The sequence below is a fragment of the Aliarcobacter thereius LMG 24486 genome, assembly GCF_004214815.1.
GTDB lineage: Bacteria > Campylobacterota > Campylobacteria > Campylobacterales > Arcobacteraceae > Aliarcobacter > Aliarcobacter thereius.
Genome location: NZ_CP035926.1, coordinates 363,111 through 384,444 on the forward strand (window position 1 = coordinate 363,111; position 21,334 = coordinate 384,444).

The 21,334-nt window shown below is 27.2% G+C and carries 15 protein-coding genes, 8 tRNA genes and 1 pseudogene; 1 reads left to right on the forward strand and 23 read right to left on the reverse strand.

What is annotated here, in order from left to right:
- Positions 1-4: 4 nt before the first annotated feature.
- The 23 genes and pseudogenes from pta to ATH_RS02055 form a co-directional block, all read right to left on the reverse strand.
- Positions 5-1,000, reverse strand: coding sequence for a phosphate acetyltransferase (gene pta / locus ATH_RS01945; protein WP_066182994.1), 996 nt, complete (start codon positions 998-1,000; stop codon positions 5-7).
- A gap of 123 nt (positions 1,001-1,123) precedes the next feature.
- On the reverse strand, positions 1,124-2,317 hold the full coding sequence (locus ATH_RS01950; protein WP_066182998.1) for an acetate/propionate family kinase: 1,194 nt from the start codon (positions 2,315-2,317) through the stop codon (positions 1,124-1,126).
- 75 nt (positions 2,318-2,392) lie between these two features.
- Complete coding sequence (locus tag ATH_RS01955; RefSeq protein ID WP_066183001.1) at positions 2,393-3,016, reverse strand: 3'-5' exonuclease; 624 nt, start codon at positions 3,014-3,016, stop codon at positions 2,393-2,395.
- The gene (locus ATH_RS01960) at positions 3,009-4,844 is read right to left on the reverse strand and encodes a putative nucleotidyltransferase substrate binding domain-containing protein (RefSeq protein WP_167542990.1); all 1,836 of its coding nucleotides are present in this window, start codon (positions 4,842-4,844) and stop codon (positions 3,009-3,011) included. Before ATH_RS01960 ends, ATH_RS01955 begins: the two co-directional genes overlap by 8 nt.
- A 48-nt stretch (positions 4,845-4,892) precedes the next feature.
- Positions 4,893-6,560, reverse strand: a complete 1,668-nt coding sequence (locus ATH_RS01965; RefSeq protein ID WP_066183006.1) for a cation acetate symporter — start codon at positions 6,558-6,560, stop codon at positions 4,893-4,895.
- Positions 6,560-6,877 (reverse strand): DUF485 domain-containing protein, encoded by a 318-nt coding sequence (locus tag ATH_RS01970; protein WP_066183008.1) that lies wholly within the window; start codon positions 6,875-6,877, stop codon positions 6,560-6,562. The genes ATH_RS01965 and ATH_RS01970 overlap by 1 nt, the downstream gene beginning before the upstream one ends.
- 243 nt (positions 6,878-7,120) lie before the next feature.
- Entirely contained in the window at positions 7,121-8,758 is a 1,638-nt protein-coding gene (locus ATH_RS01975) for a cation acetate symporter (protein WP_066389968.1), read from the reverse strand.
- A complete protein-coding gene (locus ATH_RS01980; protein WP_066183013.1) occupies positions 8,758-9,072 on the reverse strand; it encodes a DUF485 domain-containing protein in 315 nt (104 codons plus the stop codon). The genes ATH_RS01975 and ATH_RS01980 overlap by 1 nt, the downstream gene beginning before the upstream one ends.
- 153 nt (positions 9,073-9,225) lie before the next feature.
- A pseudogene (locus tag ATH_RS01985) lies at positions 9,226-9,813 on the reverse strand (3'-5' exonuclease); the annotation flags it as partial.
- An 18-nt stretch (positions 9,814-9,831) separates the two neighbouring features.
- A complete protein-coding gene (locus ATH_RS01990; protein ID WP_066183019.1) occupies positions 9,832-11,652 on the reverse strand; it encodes a DUF294 nucleotidyltransferase-like domain-containing protein in 1,821 nt (606 codons plus the stop codon).
- Positions 11,653-11,671: 19 nt separating this feature from the next.
- Positions 11,672-13,255, reverse strand: a complete 1,584-nt coding sequence (locus ATH_RS01995) for a sodium:solute symporter family transporter (RefSeq protein ID WP_066183022.1) — start codon at positions 13,253-13,255, stop codon at positions 11,672-11,674.
- A 92-nt stretch (positions 13,256-13,347) separates the two neighbouring features.
- Positions 13,348-14,010 carry a response regulator transcription factor gene (locus ATH_RS02000; protein WP_066183024.1) on the reverse strand — a complete coding sequence of 221 codons (663 nt, stop codon included), beginning with the start codon at positions 14,008-14,010 and terminating at the stop codon, positions 13,348-13,350.
- Positions 13,991-15,574, reverse strand: coding sequence for a sensor histidine kinase (locus tag ATH_RS02005; RefSeq protein ID WP_066183027.1), 1,584 nt, complete (start codon positions 15,572-15,574; stop codon positions 13,991-13,993). Before ATH_RS02005 ends, ATH_RS02000 begins: the two co-directional genes overlap by 20 nt.
- 69 nt (positions 15,575-15,643) lie before the next feature.
- Positions 15,644-15,720, reverse strand: a tRNA-Asp gene (locus tag ATH_RS02010).
- A 12-nt stretch (positions 15,721-15,732) separates the two neighbouring features.
- Positions 15,733-15,808, reverse strand: a tRNA-Val gene (locus tag ATH_RS02015).
- 30 nt (positions 15,809-15,838) lie between these two features.
- Positions 15,839-15,913 (reverse strand) — tRNA-Glu (locus tag ATH_RS02020).
- A gap of 21 nt (positions 15,914-15,934) precedes the next feature.
- Positions 15,935-16,010, reverse strand: a tRNA-Lys gene (locus ATH_RS02025).
- Positions 16,011-16,021: 11 nt separating this feature from the next.
- Positions 16,022-16,098, reverse strand: a tRNA-Asp gene (locus ATH_RS02030).
- Positions 16,099-16,110: 12 nt separating this feature from the next.
- A tRNA-Val gene (locus ATH_RS02035) sits at positions 16,111-16,186 on the reverse strand.
- 18 nt (positions 16,187-16,204) lie between these two features.
- Positions 16,205-16,279 (reverse strand) — tRNA-Glu (locus ATH_RS02040).
- 13 nt (positions 16,280-16,292) lie between these two features.
- A tRNA-Lys gene (locus tag ATH_RS02045) sits at positions 16,293-16,368 on the reverse strand.
- 72 nt (positions 16,369-16,440) lie between these two features.
- Positions 16,441-16,947, reverse strand: a complete 507-nt coding sequence (locus tag ATH_RS02050) for a CinA family protein (RefSeq protein WP_066183030.1) — start codon at positions 16,945-16,947, stop codon at positions 16,441-16,443.
- A 102-nt stretch (positions 16,948-17,049) separates the two neighbouring features.
- A complete protein-coding gene (locus ATH_RS02055; protein ID WP_066389967.1) occupies positions 17,050-18,408 on the reverse strand; it encodes an FAD-dependent oxidoreductase in 1,359 nt (452 codons plus the stop codon).
- A 181-nt stretch (positions 18,409-18,589) separates the two neighbouring features.
- Here ATH_RS02055 and ileS point away from each other — a divergent pair, with 181 nt between their 5' ends.
- Positions 18,590-21,319: an isoleucine--tRNA ligase gene (gene ileS, locus ATH_RS02060; protein ID WP_066183035.1), complete on the forward strand. Its 2,730-nt coding sequence runs from the start codon at positions 18,590-18,592 to the stop codon at positions 21,317-21,319.
- Positions 21,320-21,334 lie beyond the last annotated feature (15 nt).

The following is a 21,334-nucleotide window of genomic DNA, read 5'->3' on the forward strand; positions in this document are numbered from 1 at the left end:
ATAATTATTTAACTTGTGTTGCAGTTATAGCAACTAAGTTTGATATGTCTTCTACAGAACAACCTCTTGATAAATCATTTACAGGTTTTGCTAAACCTTGAATAATCGGACCATGTGCTTCAGCATTAGCAAATCTTTGAACAAGTTTATATCCTATATTTCCAGATTGTAAATCAGGGAAAACTAAAACATTTGCAGTACCAGCTACTTTTGAATTAGGAGCTTTTTTTATACCAACAGATTCAACTATTGCAGCATCAGCTTGAAGTTCTCCATCAAATGCAAAATTTACTTTTCTCTCTTCTAAAATTTTACAAGCATTTGTTACTTTGTCAACCATTTGATGATTTGCACTTCCTTTTGTAGAAAACGATAACATAGCAACTCTTGGAGTTAAGCCTACAACATTTTCAGCAGTTGCTGCTGTTGCACTTGCAATATCTGCTAATTGCTCACTTGTTGGATCTGGAATAACTGCACAATCTGCAAATAAAATTAAACCATTGTCTCCAAACTTTCCATCAGCCGTTTCCATAACAAATGAAGATGAAACAGTATTTATACCAGGAGCTGTTTTGATTACTTGAATAGCAGCTTTTAATACATCAGCTGTTGTTGAATTTGAACCAGCAACTAAACCGTCTGCATCTCCAAGTCTTACCATCATACAACCAAAAAATCTAGATTCATTTAGCATTAGATTTGTAGCATCTTCTTTTGAAAGATTTTTACTTTTTCTAAGCTCAACTAACTCATCAATATATGATTCTAATTTGTCAAAATTTTTTGGATTTACAATTTTTGCACCAGAAATATCTACTCCGTATTTTTTAGCATCTGCATTTATATTATTTTCATCTCCAATTAAAATAATATTTGCAGTTTTTGCTTCTAAAACTTGAGCAGTAGCTCTTAAAACTCTTTCGTCTTCTGTTTCAGGAAGAACAATTGTTCTTAACTTTTGTTTAGCCTTATTTTTTATTTGGTCTATTAATCCCATATCTATCCTTTTGAAATGAACTTTAAGGAAGATTATAATTCAAAAATATAGCAAGAGAGTAGCAAATTATCATATTCTAAAAAGAATATGATAATTTATAAAAAGCTAGTTTTTGTAGTAGTTTTATTTATTCTTTACAAGATTATATGTATCATTTGCAATGACTAATTCCTCATTTGTAGGAATTATATAAATTTTAGTTTTAGAGTTTTTAGTATTGATTTCTCTATTACCTTTTTCTCTTTTAGAGTTTTTTTCTTTATCAATTTCAATACCCATAAATTCTAAGCCTTCACAAACTTTTTCTCTAATTAAATCAGAGTTTTCTCCAATTCCAGCTGTAAAGCAAATAGCATCAACTCCATGCATTAAACCAGCATAAGAGCATAGATATTTTTTAATTCTTTCACAAAGCATTGTTATGGCTATTTTAGATCTTTTATCTCCATCATTAGAAGCTTTTATAACTTCTCTTAAATCAGAACTAACTCCTGAAACTCCTAGAATACCTGATTTTTTATTTAAGTAATCAACTATTTGGTCAGGAGTTAAGTTCTTTCTTTTCATTAAATATGGAATAACACCAGCATCAATATCTCCACTTCTTGTACCCATTACTAAACCTTCAAGAGGAGTTAATCCCATAGAAGTACTAATTGATTTTCCATCCTTAACTGCACAAACAGAAGAACCATTTCCAAGATGACAAACAATAATTTTGCTATCTTTTTTCTTTAAAATATTAACTGCTTCATTTGAAACATAATAGTGACTTGTTCCATGAAATCCATATTTTCTTAAATGGTGTTCTGAATAATCAGCATAAGGAACTGCATATAAGAAGTTTTCCATTGGCATTGTTTGGTGAAATGCTGTATCAAATGTTACAACATTTGGAACTTTTGGCATTAATTCTTTACAAATTTTTACTCCCATAATATTTGCAGGATTATGTAAAGGAGCTAGAGGAATTAGCTCTTCAATTTTCTTAATAACTTCTTCATCAACAATAACAGACTCTTTGAAGTATTCTCCACCATGCACAACTCTATGACCAATTGCTTTTATTTCATCTATTGAGTTTATAACTTTTGTTTCATCATTTGTAAGAATTCTAAGAACTAGTTCGATAGCTTCTTTATGAGTTGGAATAGGAAGTTCAAAAGTTATTTTTTTATCTTCTCCAATTTCATGTTTCAAAATACCATCAATTCCTATTCTTTCAACTAAACCACTTGCTTTTAACTCTTTAGATTTAGTATCAATTAATTGATACTTTAAAGATGAAGAGCCTGCATTTAATACAAAAACCAACATTTAAATCCTTTATCTTAATTTAATATTAAAAATTTTAATTAGTTTTAAAATAATAGCTAATTATTACTTAAGAGATTAATTAATTTTTACACTAGCAGAATTCTTTAATTTTATGAAAATTAAAGCAGTCATTAATGCATCATTGTATGAATCATGAGTTCCAAAATTTGGTAGATTAAGTTCATTTAATATTGATTTAAATCTTAAATCAACAAAACTTTGTGGAATTAAATCAATTTTAAAATCGTGATAAATTTCTGAAACTTCATATTTTTTATTTGGTAAATTTATACCAATAATAGGTTTTAAATATTTATTTATCATTTTTAAATCAAAATCCAAAAAGTATCCTACAATTTTTCTATTTCCAATAAAATATAAGAATTCTAGAATAACATCATCAATATTACAAGCATTTTCTAAATCACATTTTCTTAAGTGATGGATTTTTATAGAGTTTTCTTTTAATTGATTTGATTTTGGTTTTACATATCTTATGAACTTCTTACTTGCAATAATAGTATTATTCTTTATGATTACTGCACCAATTGAAATAATATCATCAATTAAAGGATCCAATCCTGTTGTTTCGCAATCAAAACAAATATATTCATCATTTGATGGTTTATCAAATAAAAAATTAAATCTTTTATCTTTTAATCTCTTTTTGTAAAAATGATTTTTGATTGAATTAAACATAGTTTAGCTTAAAATGATGTTCTAATCTCTTTTTTAGTTTATTAACTATTTTAAAAGAGTCTTTTAATAAGTCTTTTTCCATATTGCTTAAAGAGTTTGGATTTACAAAATTATCAATTTTCTCATTTTTATCAAGTTTCTCTAAACTAATTTTTAATCTTAGGTTATTTAAAAAATTAAAAGCAGTTATAAGTTCTTTTGCATTTTCATCATCAAATATATTTAATTTTTTAAGAGCCTGAATTCTTTTTATAGTATTTGTATTTAGAACTTTATTTTGAATACTTAAAGATCTTACTCCTTGAACTAAAATAAAAATTCCACCTCTTTTTATATCAATCTCATTTTTATGTTTTTCATCTTTGCTATTGAATACAAATCCATCGAAAAAACCAAGTGGAACATCGAAGCTAGATATGATTTTTGCGAAATTTGTATAAAAACTTTGAGAATGAGAAGATATTTTAAACATATATTCTTTTAAGTCTTTTATAATATTTATATCACCAGATACACAAAGAGCATCATAAAATATTGCAATATTCATAAAATTATCACCACTTGGTTCATTTATCCAAGTAAATATTAAATCTCTAAAATCATCAGTTCTTCTACACCAATAAGGATTTGAAACCATAATATTTCCTTCACATCTTGGAAAACCAAAATCAACCAATGTTTCTGTAAACTTATTTGTGAAAGTTCTTAACTCTTCTTCACTAATATCACAATCATTTGATACAATTAAGGCATTATCTTGATCTGTTCTTAAAATCTGTTCAGCTCTTCCTTCACTTCCCATTACAAGTAAACAAGATTTTCCAATAAGTTCTTTAGGAGCTAAAAGTTTATATAATTTATCCAGAAGTTTTTTATTTAATTGATTTATAAGTTTTGAGATAAACTCTATTTTAACGCCTTTTGCATTTAAAGATTTTATTATTTTTATAAAATTGTGAGATGCCTCTTTTAGCTCTTCAATAGTATTTGCATTTATTATTTGATTTGATACAGCAAAAGTATTTGTAGCAAAAAATGATGATAATGAAATTTGATCTAAAATTCCAACAATCTCTTTTTTATCATTTTCTACTACAACTCTTTTTAAACCATATTTTGCCATTTGAAGTTGTGCATCAAATAAAAAATCATCTTCATTTATATATATTAAGCCTTTACTTGCAATTTTCACAACTAAATCATCATAATCCATTCTATTTAAAATAACTTTTTGTCTAAAATCAGAATCTGTTACAATAAATAGTTCACCTTCTTCATCTTTTAATAAAAGAGTAGGAATTTTTTCATCTTTTATAATTGTTGCAGCTTCAAAAATAGTTTTATTTGTATCAGTGATTACAGCTTTATGGATTTTCGCATCTTTAACTTTTGCAATCATAATATTTGCCATATCTTTATTTTTTTCATGTAAAATATTGTTGTTTAATTTTTCTGATATGCTTTGAAAAAAATAGTTTTCTAACTCTGCATTTAGACTTAAAGTTTGCATAAAAATCTCTTTTTTTAATACATAACATATTGTCTCTTCAACAGCTACAAAACTATTTTTACTAAAATTCTTTATAAGAGAAATAGAATCAAATATTTCACCTTTTGTATAAATACTTATTACTTCATCTTCATTTTTTTCTTGAACTAAGCCTTTTACAATAAAGTACAAAAAATTTGGATTTGAATCAGTTTCTTGGATTATACTGTTTGCTTTAAAATAAATAATATCTAAAGAGTCAACTAAATCATCAAGTTCATATGAAGTAAGATTTCCAAAAGGATGAATTGATGATATGAATTTTTTTTGTTCTTGCATAATTATTCCCCTAAAAATTATAGATAAAGAGAGAAAACTCTCTTTATCTTAGTGTGAAACTGCTCCTGATGAACCAATTCCAGTATTCGCTCTAATATTTTGAGCTTTAAATTTAGATCTATCTTCTTTTGCTCTTTTTGAATTATCAATAATAGAGAAGAACCAGATTCCAATAAATGCAACACTCACAGAGAATAGTGCAGGGTGAGCGTAAGGGAAAATTGCTTTTTCATTTCCTAGAATTTGAACCCAAACATTAGGTCCTAAAATTACTAAAGCAACTGCTGTAATTAATCCCATAAAACCACCAATAAATGCACCTCTTGTTGTAAGTTTTGACCAATAAATTGATAAAAATAGTATTGGAAAGTTTGCACTTGCAGCTATACCAAAGGCAAGTCCAACCATATATGCTATATTTTGAGATTCAAAAGCAATTCCCAAGCTTACTCCAACAATTCCTACAATTATAACAGTTATTTTTGAAATTTTTACTACTTGTTCGTCACTTGCTTTTGGATTTATCACATTTGCATAAATATCGTGAGAAATAGCCGATGCACCTGCTAGAGTAAGCCCAGAAACAACAGCCAAAATTGTAGCAAATGCAACAGCTGAAATAAATCCTAAAAATGCATTCCCACCTAGCATATGTGAAAGATGAACTGAAGCCATATTTGAACCACCAAATAATGATCCACCATCAAGATATGCTTTTGCATCAATCATATATTGTGCACCTTCTGCTGTATTTAAAAATGCAATTGCACCTAAACCAACAATAGAAATAATAATCCAAAAATATGCTACAAATCCAGTTGCATAAACAACAGATTTTCTAGCCTCCTTTGCATTTCCAACTGTAAAAAATCTCATTAAAACATGAGGAAGTCCAGCCGTTCCAAGCATTAAAGCCATTCCTAATGAAATAGCAGAAATAGGATCTTCTAAAAATCCACCTGGTTTTAAAATATCTTCACCTTTATTGTGGTGTTCAACAGCTTGTGATGCTAAAGATTCGAAATTAAAACCAAAATGCCATAAAACCATAAATGCCATAAAAGATACACCTGATAAAAGTAAAACAGCTTTAATAATTTGTACCCAAGTAGTTGCAAGCATACCACCAAAAGTTACATAAATTATCATAAGTGCACCAACCATAAATACAGCATATTCATAATCCATACCAAATAAAATTTGTATAAGTTTTCCAGCACCAACCATTTGTGCAATTAAATATAAAATAACAACAGATAAAGAACCAAATGCAGTTAAAGTTCTAATCTCTTTTTGACCTAATCTATATGCTGCAATATCAGCGAAAGTAAATTTACCTAAGTTTCTTAATTTTTCTGCCATAAAAAATAGAATTATTGGCCAACCAACCAAGAATGAAACAGCATAAATAACTCCATCATATCCATTCATATAAATAAGACCTGAAACACCAAGAAATGCTGCTGCACTCATATAGTCTCCAGCGATTGCTAAACCATTTTGGAAACCAGTAATTCCTCCACCAGCTGTATAAAAGTCATTTGCAGATCTTGTTTTTTTTGCTGCCCAATAAGTTATTCCTAATGTTCCAGCAATAAAAACTAAGAACATAGCAATTGCTGAAATATTTAAATCTCTTTTACCTTCAAAAGTAGCATCACCTGCTGCAAATAATGAGATAAATGTAAGTGAAATAAAAAATAATAATCTTAACATTATAGTAAATCCCTCACATCTTTTTTAATATCATTTGTTAAATCTTCAAACTCTCCATTTGCTCTTTTTGCATAAATTAAAGTTGTAAAAAAACTAATTACTAAAATAGCAAATGCAATAGGAAAGCCAATAGTTGTAACACCATCTTCCCAAACTTTTGTAGCAAATAAATCTTTATTAAAAGCAACTAGTGTAATATAAGAGTAAAACATTACAAGTATAAAAATTCCTAGTTTTAAAGAAAAACTATTTCTTTTTGAAACTAATTCTTTATATTTTGGATGGTTTTCAATTCTCTCAACTAACTTATCTTCCATCAATCTCTCCTTGACCTTTTATTTTTAATCAAAAATATTTTAATTTTTGACAATGAGTTAATTATACAAAGAAAAGAGTTTTTTATGAATCCAGAGTAAATAAATAGGGTATATTAAAAGATATAGATGTAAAAAAGTAACAAAAAACTTATAAATAAATTATTAAAATTAGTGTTAAAAGTTAAGTAGGATTTAATTATATTGAAAAAATACTAAAGAGAAAAACTCTTTAGTATTAGTAAATTAGTGAGAAACTGCTCCTTCTGCACCAATTCCAGTTTGAGCTCTAATATTTTGAGCTTCAAATCCAGCTTTATCTTCTTCTGCTCTAGCTGATTTATCAGTTATAGAGAAGAACCATATTGCAACAAATGCTGCAGTTACAGAGAATAATGCAGGGTGAACATAAGGGAAAATTGCTTTTTCAAAATGTAAAATATCAACCCAAATAGTTTTACTTAAAACAACTAAAGTAATAGCTGTAATTAATCCTACAAAACCACCAATAAATGCACCTCTTGTTGTTAATTTCGACCAATAGATTGATAAAATTAATATTGGGAAGTTAGCTGATGCTGCAATAGCAAATGCTAAACCAACCATAAATGCAACGTTCATATTTTCAAATGCAAATCCTAGAAGAACAGCAACGAAACCAATTACAAGAACAGTTCTTTTAGAAACTTTCATCTCTTCAGCATCAGTAATATTTCCTTTTCTAATAACAATTGCATATAAATCGTGTGCAATTGAGTTAGAAGCTGCAAGAGTAAGTCCTGAAACAACTGCTAGAATTGTAGCAAATGAAACAGCTGCAATAAATCCTAAGAATATATCTCCACCAACAGCTTGTGATAAGTGAACAGCAACCATATTTACTCCACCAATAACACCACCTTCAGCAGTAAGATATAACTCTTTTCCAATATCACTATTTAAAAATACAATAGCTCCTAAACCAACAATACCAATTAATAAATAGAAGTAACCAATGAATCCAGTTGCATAAACAACAGATTTTCTAGCTTCTTTAGCATTACCAACTGTAAAGAATCTCATTAGAATATGAGGTAAACCAGCAGTTCCAAGCATTAAAGCTAATCCCAAAGATATAGCTGAAACTGGATCAGATACGAATGGACCTGGTTTTAAGATATCAATACCTGATTTATGTAAACTTGTAGCTTCTGTTACTAATGCAGTAAGTGAGAAACCAGAATGAGCCATAACCATAAGTGCTATAAATGTAACTCCAGCTAAAATTAAACAAGCTTTAATAATTTGTACCCAAGTAGTTGCAAGCATACCACCAAAAGTTACATAAATAATCATTAATGCACCAACTAAAGCAACAGCCCAACCGTAAGGAATATGGAATAGAACTTCAATAAGTTTTCCAGCACCAACCATTTGAGCAATTAAGTAGAATGTAACAACAGTTAAAGAACCAAATGCAGCTAAAATTCTAATTTTTTGTTCATCAAGTCTATAAGCAGCAATATCTGTAAAGTTAAATTTACCTAAGTTTCTTAGTCTTTCAGCCATTAAAAATAGAATAATTGGCCAACCAACTAAAAATCCAATAGCATAGATGATACCATCATACCCTTGAAGATAAATCATACCTGAAATACCAAGGAATGAAGCAGCAGAAATATAATCTCCAGCAATTGCTAAACCATTTTGGAATCCTGTAATTCCTCCACCAGCTGTATAAAAATCTGAAGCAGATTTTGTTTTACTAGCTGCCCACTTTGTGATACCCATAGTTCCAGCAATAAATACGAAGAACATAATAACGGCATTTATATTTACACCGCTTCCATCTTCTGCTAATAGTGCTAAAGATGATAATCCTAATAAAGTAGCTATTTTAATCATTATAGAATATCCTTTACATCATTTTTAATAGACATTTCTAAGTCTTCAAACTCTCCATTTGCTCTTATAACATAAATAACAGTTGTTATAAATGCTAATACAATAATTGTAGCACCAATAGGAATAGCAATTGTAATAATACTATCACCAATAGTATTTGCAAAAACTTCTTTATTAAAAGCTATAGTTAAAATAAAACTATAATAAACTACCAGCATAAAAATAGCTAGTTTAATAGCAAAAGAACTTCTTTTAGAAATTAACTCTTGATACTTTGGATTATTTTTAATCCGTTCTACTAATTTTTGATCCATTTTTTCTCCTAAAATAAGATTAACTGAAATCTTAAAGTATTTTAGTTGCAAAAAGATAGCATTTGAATAAAGATATAGATAAATTGTGATTATTTGTACAAAAGCCCTAATTCTTAGGTGCTTTTGATAGTTTAAATTTATAAGATTTTATATTTAAATATGTTTTTTTAACTTTAAAAATATCATTGCAGTCATAATTGCATCATTTAAAGCATCATGTTTTCCAAGAGTTGGAATATTTAAATTCTTCATAATAGTGTCAAATTTGAGATCTATAAAACCATAATTATCAATAGTTTTTTTACTATCATAGTAAATAGAAGATACTTCAAATTTTTTGTTTGGTAAGCTTATTCCAATTAGTTTTTTTGTATATCTTGAAATTATTGATATATCAAAATCTATATAATAACCAACAATTGGTCGTGAACCTATAAAATTTAAAAGCTTATAAATAGCTTCATCAGCATCTAAAGCATTTTTTAAATCAATCTCTCTTAAATGATGAATTTTTATGGATTCAATATTAATACTTTTTGATGGTTTAATATAAATACTAAAAGTATTTCTTGCTAATACTTTATTTCCTTTTATAATTACTGCACCAATTGATAAAATTTCATCTTTTTTTGGATTTAAACCACTAGTTTCACAATCCAAACTTACATACTCATCTTGTGGCGACTCATCAAATAAAAAATCAAATCTTTTATCTAATAGTTTTTTTCTTTGCCAAGTTTTTTTATATTTCTAAACATATTAATAGAACTTATTTAGCTTGAAGATATAGCTAATATTATTTTTAAACTCATTTACAATTTTAAAACTCTCTTTTAGTAAATCTCTCTCTATTTTTCCTAAGTTTTGCATATCAATATTATTATTTAGCATACTATTTTGTTGTAAAAGTTCTATTTGATGCTTTAATCTAATATTATTTGCTATCTCAAAAGCTTCAACCAACTCAGCACTTATTTGACTATCTAATATATTCTTTTGTTTTAATATTTCAATTCTTTTAACAGTAGTTGTCTCTTTTATTCCATATTTTAATGCTAAGCTTCTAATTCCATGAACTATTGGAAATATTGCAGCTTTTTTTATATTTATTAGATCGTTTTTATTCATAAAGCTTGATAATGTAGCTGGAGTTTCAAAAGATGTTATAGATTTTGCAAAGTATGCTAAAAATATATCATTATGCTGTTTATTGTATAAAATATTTTTAAGTTCTATTAACATATTTTTATCTCCTGCAACAGCAAAAGAGTCTATGAAAATTGCTAAATCTAAAAAAGTTTTCATATCAGAAGTATTTTCTAACCAAGAGTTTATATCTCTTCTAAATTGGCTAAAAGATTTACACCATGTAGGATTTGAAACCATGATATTTCCTTTACAAGGTGGATAACCTAAAAATATTAAAGAATCTGTGATTTTTTGCATATAATTTGTATATAAGTTTATATCAATACCATCTTTTACTATTAAAGCATTATCTTGATCATTTTTTATAATTTGTTCATTTCTTCCTTCACTTCCCATTACAAATAAACAAGCATTATCTTGTAACTCTTTTGGCAAAATTAGTGAGTAAACTTTTTGATAAACTTTTGTATTTAATTGACCAATTAAATTTGAAATATGATGAATTTTTACACCTTTTGCTTGAAGACTAGTAATAATATCCATAAAATCTTTACTAGCATCTTTTAAATCTTCTATATTTTTTGCTTTACTTATTTTTGATTCTATTACATAAGTATGATTTGCAAAGTGAGATAAGATATCTATTTGTTCTAAAATACCAAGCATTTCGCCACTATTATTTACAACACCAACTCTTTTTATATTTTTTTTAACCAATATTGTAAGTGCTTCAAATAAATAATCATCATTTTTAATTGTTAGAAGAGGGAAAATAGCAATATCTTTTACAGGAATAGATAAATCTCTACCTTCTAAAAGGACTTTGACTTTTAGTAAAGAATCAGTGATTATTCCATACTCATTATCTTCTCCTTCTACGATAATTGTTGAGGTTTTAAATTTCATAGATTTATCTATTGCTTCAATAAGTTTTGTATCTTTTTGCACAATACAAGCTTCTCGGATTAAAGTATCTTCAACTTTTGCAATCATAAAAGATGAAAGTTGTGAAGCATTCTCTTTCTCTTTAAGAGTTCTTAACTTATTTACTAAATCTTTTAAGAAGAAATCTTTAAAAGCTTGATTTTTTTCAATTAATTCTAGAAATATCTTTTTATCAATTTCATAACAAATTAGCTCTTCATTTACTTTAAAACTATTTTCACATTTATCATAAATAAGTGAATTAGAATCAAATGTATCTTCACTTTGATAATCCATAACAACAATATTTTCATTATTGTATTCAAAAACAGAACCTTTTATGATAATAAAAAAACTCTTTGGAATATTGTCTGGGCTTATTAACACTGTCCCTTTAGGATAATAAGCTATGTCCATACTTTCTAAACATCTTGCCATTTGGCTTGGGCTTAATAGTTCAAATGGATGAATCTTTGATAAAAAAACCTCTTGATCTTGAATACTCATATTTTTTCCTTGTGATAAACTAAACTCTTTTATTAAATATAAATTTTGAACAAAAAAATGATATTAAAATACTTAAAACTCCTATAATAACTCCTATTGCTTCAGGTCTTATAAAAAAATTAAAATAATCATAAATAAAAGTATAAGAGATAATTAAAATTAAAGAGATTAATAAAGCATAATAGATAGAATTTTTATCAATCTTCTTAAACATTGTTAAAAATAAAATTGGAAAAATAGTTGCTGCACTTATGCTAAAAGATAATATAACAATCTTTAAAATTGTGAAATCTTTAAAATTAAAGAATGTAGCAAATATTATAATTATTGCCAAAAGAAAATTCAATATAAATTTATTTGGCTTTTTATCTTTAAAAATAAATTCATTTGCTAAAGTAGATTTCAAAAGAATTATTAGTGCAGTCATTGTTGATAAAGTTGCTGCAAGAGCACCAGAAATTACAAGAGCAATAATCCAATTAGGCATATTCGCTATTTCACTATTTATTAAAAAAATAGTATCAGGGTTAAAATCTAATTCATTTAAAGCAATATTTTTATCATTATTTAAATCTTTAAATAACACAAGAGAAGTATCTTCCCAAGTTTTAAGCCACTTACCATTTTTATGGATACTGTTTTCATCTATATAATTATCTTGAATATAAGTTTCATAATTAGTATTTGAAATATTTTTAGAAAAATTAATAGCTGATAATCCAGGTAAACTAACAATAAAAGAGTAAATAATAGTTACAAAAAATAGTCCCCAAAGAGCACTTTTTTTACTATTTTCTATATTTGATGTTACAAAGAATTTTATTAAGATATGAGGTAAAGTAGCAACTCCAAATGCAACAGTAATAGCAAGTAAAATATTGTTTATTAAACTATTTTCTTCAATAATATTAAATTCTAAAAAGCTATCTTTAATTGCTACTAGGAACTCTTGATTATTTTCTAAAGATGAAAATATTAAGAGTTGAGGAAAATAACTGTTTGTTAAGTTAAGAGTTAAAAATATTATTGGTGTTGCAATTGATATAAATACAATAATATATTGAAATATGAATGCATAACTAATATTTCTTCTTCCAGAAACACTTGCATAAAAAAGGGCAATAAAAAGGGCAATAAAAAGAGCTTTATCAAAAGTGATTTGGAAAATTCTTGATAAGATTATTCCACTTGCTTTTAATTGAGCATTTAAATATAAGAAAGTAATTAATAAAACTATTATAGCTGTAAGATTAGTTAAAATTGGACTTTTATATTTCTTATTAAAATACGTAGGAATAGAGAACTCAGCCTCTTTTCTTAGTTTTGGAACAATTAAAAATGATAAAAGTAAAAAACCAAAAATAACACCAAAGATAAAATAATTTACAATAGAGTAAGAGTATAAAAATAAACCAGCAAAAGATAAAAAAGTTGCTGCACTAATAAAATCAATAGCAATAGATATCCCATTTAAACTAGGATGATTTAAATCTTTTACAATATAAAAATCTTTTGTTGAACTAGCTTTTGTCCATAAAGCTATACTAAAATAAATTGTAAATGATATAGAAACAAAAAGATAGATTAATGATTGTAGTTCCATGTATAAAAAAACCTTTTAATTTATGCAAAATAAAAGCACTAAAAATTTGGAGATTATATTAGAAATTTATAGCAAGGAAGTAGCATTAGGACTTAGATAGAATAATATCTATCTATTTTATAGCCAAGACCTCTTATATTTTTTATAAAATCTTCTTTTAAAGATTTTTTTAATCTTGAAATTTCTGCCCTAATTGTTGGATTATCAATATTTTCTCCATCCCAAACATCCATTCTAAAATGTTCAAAATCTACAATCATATTTATATTTAAAGCTAAAATATGAATAATTTCTAACTGTTTTTTTGTAAGATTTTGTGGTTCTCCATTAAAGTATAAAACTTGTTTATCTTTAGAATATGAGTAGTTTTCTGAAAATTTTATGTGAGAAGTGTCTCTTTGTTCTTTTTTTAAAATTAAATTTATTTTTATACCTAACTCTTCAAGATGAAATGGTTTTTTTAGATATTCTCTTGCACCTAAAGAGTAAGCTTTTGTAATATCATCAATATCACTTTGAGCAGATATAAATATTGTAGGGATATGAATTTTTCTATTATTTAATTCATCTAGAATTCCAAAACCATCGATAGTAGGGACATTTACATCAAGTATTAATAAATCATATTTATTTTCAATATTATTTAAAACTTCTTTACCATCAAAAAAGCTATCAACCATATGACCAATGCCTTTTAAGTACTCTGTAATAGTACTGTTTAGCATTATTTCATCTTCAAGTAGTAGTATCTTCATTTAATTTAAACCTATAAATAAATTTTGTATCTTTATTATCTGACAAGACTTTTATTATAACTAAGTTTTTATCACAAATCTCTTTTACTATTTTTAAACCTAGTCCAAAGCCACCTCTTGCACTATTTTCTCTATAAAAATCTTCAAATATTTTATCAATATAATCAATTTTTTTAGAGTGAGTTGAGATTGAAAGTTCAACTTCATTATCATCTACATAAAACAATTTGATGAAAATTGGAGATTTAGCAAAAGAGTATTTAACAGCATTTGAAAGGTTATTGTCTATAACTCTTTGAAGTTCTAGAGAATTAAATTTAATATAAACATCTTCTTCAATATTTTTTATAATATAAAGATTATTTGATTTTACTATTTCTTCGAAGAAATTTAATCTTTTTTCTAAAAAATCACTAATATTTAAATACTCTTTCTCATAATTTACTCTATCTTTTTTTATTAAGAATGATAAATCATCATAAATATATTGAATGATTTTTGAACCAGCTTCAATATTTGTAATGTAATTATTGTGCTCAATTTTTGTTTTTAGTAAATCTAAATTTGTACGAATAATAGCTAAAGGAGTATTTATTTCGTGAACAGAGTTTTTAATAAATTGTTTTTGAGATTCAAGTAGTTCTGAAAGCTCTTTTGTTTTTGATTCAACTTTTTCTTCTAGATTTTTATTTAATCCAATCAGAACATTTGATCTTAAATTCATATTAGTCATAGCATCAAAAGCATAATTTGCAATAACTTTAAATTCTCCAAACATAAATCTACTTTGATTTATAGGATCATTCTTTTCTTGAGCTTCTTTAAAATATTTACCTATTTCTTTAACATCTTTTACAATTAAAATAGTTGCATTTTTATATATAAAAACAGAGTAAAGAATTAGTAAAATTGTAAGAGAAGTTATTTGAAGTGTATAATTTGATATTTTTTCAATATACTCTTCCTCTTTTTCTTTAATAAGTCTATCTATTTCATCAAGATATACACCTTTTCCAATAGTCCATGAAAGAGCTTCATATGAAGCTACAAAAGATATTTTATTTGTCTCTTTTGTAATTTCTGGTTTTGTCCAAAAATAGTTTACGAAACCACCATTTTTCTCTTTTGATACATCAATAAGTTCTTTTATTACCTCTTTTTTATTAAAGTCTTTAAAATTTAAGAAATTTTGACCAATTCTACTTTTATCATGTGAATTATCAACTAAATTTCCATTAAAGTCATAAATAAAAATATAATCATTATTACTTGAATTTAGGTTTATTTTATTAAGAGCATATATTATCTCTTTTTTAATCTCACTTATTGATTTTTTATCCTTATTTTCTAAATAAAAATAATCAATTAGTTTAATAGTACTTCTTATTTCATTTTCTAAAAAGGTTTTTTGATTGTTTGAATAGTCTTCTTTCAAATTTACTATTTTTTCTTGTAATTCATCGTGAGCATTATTTATTATAATAAATGTAAAAAAAGATATAAGTATAATAATGAAAAATATACTATAAACTATTAGATGATATAAACTTTTTGCTTTTAACATAAAAATAAAACCTTGATTTAAAATAATTTAATAGTAGCTATATTTATATAATAAAGAGTTAAAATAAAATGGCGCGGCCAACGAGACTCGAACTCGCGACCTCCTGCGTGACAGGCAGGCATTCTAACCAACTAAACTATGGCCGCACCAGAAAATGATGGTGGTCGATAAAAGACTCGAACTTTTGACATCTACCTTGTAAGGGTAGCGCTCTACCAACTGAGCTAATCGACCAAATAGGGAGAAAATATTGTAAATTTATCTTGGTGACCCCTAGGGGATTCGAACCCCTGTGGCATGGATGAAAACCATGAATCCTAACCGTTAGATGAAGGGGCCAAGATTAAATAACAATAAAAGTGGTGACCTGTGATGGATTCGAACCATCGGCCTCCTCATTAAAAGTGAGATGCTCTACCGACTGAGCTAACAAGTCAAAAAATAAAATGGCGCGGCCAACGAGACTCGAACTCGCGACCTCCTGCGTGACAGGCAGGCATTCTAACCAACTAAACTATGGCCGCACCAGAAAATGATGGTGGTCGATAAAAGACTCGAACTTTTGACATCTACCTTGTAAGGGTAGCGCTCTACCAACTGAGCTAATCGACCGTTTGTATATTTTAGCCTTGGTGACCCCTAGGGGATTCGAACCCCTGTGGCATGGATGAAAACCATGAATCCTAACCGTTAGATGAAGGGGCCAAGATATACAAAATGGTGACCTGTGATGGATTCGAACCATCGGCCTCCTCATTAAAAGTGAGATGCTCTACCGACTGAGCTAACAAGTCATTTTATATCTTTAAATTTACAAATAAAAATTCATAAACTCAAAATGGACTGGAATTATAGTGCAATTAAAATTAATTGTCAAGAGTTTTATTGATAAATTTAAGAATTTTTTTTAAAGATGTTTTTGCAGCCTTTTTTTGAATAGTTTCTCTACAACCTTTAAACATATATGTTTTTATATTATTTTTACCAAATTTATTTGAAATACCAATTACAACTGTTCCCACAGGTTTATTTTTTGTTCCACCGTTTGGACCAGCAATTCCTGAAATTGCTATTGCATAATCTGCATCAAATTTATAGATTACACCATCTAGCATCTCTTTTACAGTTTCAATACTAACTGCACCAAAGTTATTTAAAGTATCATACGAAACATTTAGCTCTTTATGTTTTATTTCATTTGAGTAACTTACTAAACTTCCATTAAAAATTTCACTTGAACCAGATATCTTTGTTATCATACTAGCTACTAAGCCACCTGTACAAGATTCAGCACAAGTTATAGTTTTTTTTGATTTTTTTAGAATATTTTGAAGATTTAACATGTTTTTTTTTGTAAATATTTTTTTTTGCATGATTGTTCCTTAGTTATATAATACTAGGTAAATACGATTTAAGTTTTAATGTAAACTATGAATAAATTTCTTATTCATAGTTTATAGATATTAAAATATATACTATTTATTATCTGTAAAATCAGCTAAGAACTTATCTTCATAGAAAGTTTTTCCAAGATATTGCGTAACTAACTTTATATCTCTTTCTGCATTTCCTAAACAAGAAGTAGCACCAGGAGAGGGAGTCATATTATAAATAATTCCAGCTTCTTCAGTAATTGAAGCTTCTCCTAGCATTAGTTTTTTCTCATTTTTATTTAAAACTTGTGGTCTTACTCCACCAAAGTTTTTTGCATACTCAATATCATCAGCACTTAATGAAGGAACTATTTTTTGTGCATCTTTTACAAATAATTTTTTGTTTATTCCTGGAATTTCAAATAAGAAGTTTTTGAAAATATAGTTTCTAATATCGCTATCTTTTAACAGATCCCAGAATATTTTTAAAATACTTCCATCAAAATTTAAAGTTTTTAAGCATTGGAAGAAAGATTTTCCACCTTTATATCTTTCTAAAACAAGAAGAGCTAGAGCTGTTGGTCCAAATCTTGTTTTTCCATCACATAAAATATCTGGATCACCATGAAGAGCAGCAAATGGTAATTTATCATTTTGTACCATATAAACTTTACCATTTAAATATGTTCCATTTGTAATATAAAATGAACCAGCCATAGATAGTGAACCCATATGTTTTCCATGACCCATTTTGTGAGCTAAATATAATGAGTGAGCACCAGCATTTACAACAACAAAATCAGCTGTATAAACTGTACCATTTTTAGTAGTTATTTTAAATTTATTATCAATTTTTTCAATTTCATCAACTTCTGAGTTAAAAAAGACATCAGTAGTTTTATTTGAATCAGCTTCAGTAGCAGCTTTTACAAGTTCTTTAGTCATAGCACCAAAATCAACAGTTGTATATTGGTCATTTGTTCCCATTGCGATAATTGGTTCAGGTCTTTCTACAGTTCTATTTTTATCTGAATATACTAAAAGAGGTTCTTTTTCTTTTAAAGCTTCTTTATCCCAAAGTTCTAAATATGGGAAAATTTCTTTAAATTGATTATATCTATTTGTTATAAATTCAACTTCTTTTTCACCAACACCTAAAGCCATTTTTTGATGTTTGAACATAATTTTATCTTGAAGATTATACATTAAGTTAAACTTCTCAATCATTTTTGCTGTTCTTTTTGTGATTTTAGCTTTTTCAAAAGTATAGTTTGTCTCAATATCTCCAACGTGGATTGTTTGAGAGTTGCTTGTTCCTTTTGAATTCAAAGTTGCCAAATCTTCATATTTTTCTAATAGACAAATATTGTTAATATCTGAATATTTTGCTAACTCAAAAAATAGAGCTGCTCCAGAAATTCCACCACCTACAACAATTACTTCATAGTGTTTTGCACTCATTTTCCTATCCTATATTAATGTAAAAAAATTTTGCAAAGATTCTAACATATAAACTTTTTAATTAAGATAAAGTATAAAATAAAATTATAAATTTAAGAAAGCAATACTCCTTATAAATTTAATTTTAAAACTTTTTGGATATAATCTTCGATTTAGTAAATAATATTTTAAGGTATGAATTATGGATTATAAAGAGAGTTTACTTCTTCCAAAGACAGATTTTCCAATGAGAGGAAATCTTCCTAACAATGAACCAATAAGGTACAAAAAATGGGATGAAGAAAAAATATATGAGAAAATGAAATCAAATAGAGTTGGATGTGAGAGTTTCACACTTCACGATGGACCACCTTATGCAAATGGAAATATTCACATAGGTCATGCACTAAATAAAGTTTTAAAAGATATTATAAATAAGTATCACTATTTTAATGGAAAAAGTATAAGATATACTCCAGGATGGGATTGTCACGGGCTTCCAATAGAACAAAAAGTTGAAGAAAAAATAGGAAGCCAAAAGAAAAAAGAGCTTCCAAAATCAAAATTAAGAGAACTTTGTAGAGAACATGCTACAAAATTTATTGATATACAAAAAGGGGAGTTTAAACAATTAGGAGTAATTGCTGATTGGGAAAACCCATATTTAACAATGGATTTTAAATTTGAAGCAAATATATATAGGGAACTTTGTGAAATTGCAAAACAAGGATTACTAGTTCAAAGAAGTAAGCCTGTATATTGGTCGTGGGCTGCTCAAACAGCTTTAGCAGAAGCAGAAGTTGAATATGAAGATAAAATATCTCCATCTATTTATGTCGCATTTAAACTTCAAGATATTGATGCAAGTGTTATTATTTGGACAACAACTCCTTGGACTTTACCAGCAAATCAAGCAATAGCTTTAAATAGTGAAGAAGAGTATGTAATAACTAGTGATAAATTTATTGTTGCAAAAAAATTATATAACTCTTTAATAGAGCAAGAGATTATCTCTGGAAATATTGAAAAAACTATTGATATTAAATCTTTAGAAAAAACAAAAGCAATAAATCCACTTAATGGAAGAGATTCTTTAATTATTTTTGGTGAACACGTGGAAATGAGTTCAGGTTCTGGTGCAGTTCATACAGCACCAGGACACGGAGAAGATGATTATAAAGTATCATTAGAATATGGAATTGAAGTTATTATGCCTGTTGATTCATATGGAAAATATGATGAAACAATTATTAGAGAAAAACTATTTAAAGATACAGATAAATATCTTGGAATGAATGTTTTAAAAGCAAATGATTTAATTCTTGAAGATTTAGGAAGTGCACTACTTAAAAAGGTAGATATAAAACACTCTTACCCACACTGTTGGAGAACACATACTCCAATTATTTTTAGAGCTACAAAGCAGTGGTTTATCTCTATTGATGATAAATATGGAAAACAAGATAAAACATTAAGACAAAATGCACTTGAAACTATTGAAAATCTTACATTCTATCCAGAGTGGGGAAGAAATAGATTAAGATCAATGCTTGATGGAAGACCTGATTGGTGTATTTCAAGACAGAGAGATTGGGGAGTTCCAATAGCATTTTTCAGAAATAAAAAAACAGATGAGATAATTTTTGATGAAAAAGTTTTAAATTTTACAGCTATGATTTTTGAACAACATGGTTGTGATGCTTGGTATGATATGGAGATTAAAGATTTACTATATCCAGGAAGTGGATTAAATCCTAATGATTTAGAGAAAACTTTAGATATTTTAGATGTTTGGTTTGATAGTGGAAGTACACAAAATGCTGTTTTAAGAAGTGGAAACTATGATGCTGGAACTTTTCCTGCTGATATGTATCTTGAAGGAAGTGATCAACATAGAGGTTGGTTCCAATCTTCACTTCTAACAACACTTGCTTCAAGTGAAGTTGCACCATATAAAGCTATTTTAACTCATGGATTCACTGTTGATGAAAAAGGTGAAAAAATGAGTAAATCAAAAGGTAATGTTGTTGCTCCTGATAAAGTTTTAAAAGAGTATGGAAGTGAAATACTAAGAGTTTGGGTTGCTATGAGTGACTATCAAGGAGATCTTAAAATTTCTGATAATATTTTAAAACAAAATGCTGAACTATATAGAAAAATTAGAAATACAATAAGATTTTTACTTGCAAATATTGATGGACTTGAAACAGTAGTTGATGTTGATAAAATGGGAGTTTTAGATAAATGGATTTTATCAAAAGCAAAAAGAGTTTTTGATGAGATAGAATCTTCATTTAAGGTTTATGAATTTTCAAAAGGTTTAAATAAATTAAATAATTTCTTAGTTGCAGATCTTTCAGGAATTTATCTTGATGTTTGTAAAGATAGATTATATTGTGATGATAAAAATGATATTCATAGAGTTGCATCTCAAAGTGCTATGGCAATGATTACTAAAAAACTAATTAGTACATTAGCTTGTATTTTAACTTATACAATGGATGAATTATTAGATTTTGCACCAACAATTATTAAAGGAGATGCAAAAGATATATATGATTTTGAAAAATTTGATTTACCAGAAGTTAAATCAGATATAAATGATGAGTTATTTATTGAAGCGAAAGAGAAGTTTTCTGAGATAAAAGATGCTTTAAGCAAAGAGAAACTTATAAAATCTACTTTAGAATTAGAAATATTTACAAATAGTAAAGAGTTCTTATCTTTAGATGAAGTTGAGGCTAGTGATTGGTTTTTAGTTAGTAAGCTTTCAAACTCTAGTTCAAATAGTGAACTTGTAGGGAGCTTTAAACTTGAAGAAAATGAGTTTAAAGTATTTAAAGCAAGTGGACACAAATGCCCAAGATGTTGGAAATTTACTTCAAAATCTATTGATTCATTGTGTTCAAGATGTGAAGAAGTGGTTAAATAATGTTTGAGAATCCAC

Excerpts from the sequence above, each read along its gene's own strand:
- ATH_RS01970 (WP_066183008.1), bottom strand. The coding sequence starts at position 6,877 with ATGGAAGATAAGTTAGTTGAGAGAATTGAAAACCATCCAAAATATAAA.
- ATH_RS01995 (WP_066183022.1), bottom strand. The coding sequence starts at position 13,255 with ATGGAACTACAATCATTAATCTATCTTTTTGTTTCTATATCATTTACA.
- ATH_RS01975 (WP_066389968.1), bottom strand. The coding sequence starts at position 8,758 with ATGATTAAAATAGCTACTTTATTAGGATTATCATCTTTAGCACTATTA.
- ATH_RS02055 (WP_066389967.1), bottom strand. The coding sequence starts at position 18,408 with ATGAGTGCAAAACACTATGAAGTAATTGTTGTAGGTGGTGGAATTTCT.
- ATH_RS02050 (WP_066183030.1), bottom strand. The coding sequence starts at position 16,947 with ATGCAAAAAAAAATATTTACAAAAAAAAACATGTTAAATCTTCAAAAT.
- ATH_RS01965 (WP_066183006.1), bottom strand. The coding sequence starts at position 6,560 with ATGTTAAGATTATTATTTTTTATTTCACTTACATTTATCTCATTATTT.
- ATH_RS01990 (WP_066183019.1), bottom strand. The coding sequence starts at position 11,652 with ATGAGTATTCAAGATCAAGAGGTTTTTTTATCAAAGATTCATCCATTT.
- pta (WP_066182994.1), bottom strand. The coding sequence starts at position 1,000 with ATGGGATTAATAGACCAAATAAAAAATAAGGCTAAACAAAAGTTAAGA.
- ATH_RS01955 (WP_066183001.1), bottom strand. The coding sequence starts at position 3,016 with ATGTTTAATTCAATCAAAAATCATTTTTACAAAAAGAGATTAAAAGAT.
- ATH_RS02005 (WP_066183027.1), bottom strand. The coding sequence starts at position 15,574 with ATGTTAAAAGCAAAAAGTTTATATCATCTAATAGTTTATAGTATATTT.
- ATH_RS01980 (WP_066183013.1), bottom strand. The coding sequence starts at position 9,072 with ATGGATCAAAAATTAGTAGAACGGATTAAAAATAATCCAAAGTATCAA.
- ileS (WP_066183035.1), top strand. The coding sequence starts at position 18,590 with ATGGATTATAAAGAGAGTTTACTTCTTCCAAAGACAGATTTTCCAATG.
- ATH_RS02000 (WP_066183024.1), bottom strand. The coding sequence starts at position 14,010 with ATGAAGATACTACTACTTGAAGATGAAATAATGCTAAACAGTACTATT.
- ATH_RS01950 (WP_066182998.1), bottom strand. The coding sequence starts at position 2,317 with ATGTTGGTTTTTGTATTAAATGCAGGCTCTTCATCTTTAAAGTATCAA.
- ATH_RS01960 (WP_167542990.1), bottom strand. The coding sequence starts at position 4,844 with ATGCAAGAACAAAAAAAATTCATATCATCAATTCATCCTTTTGGAAAT.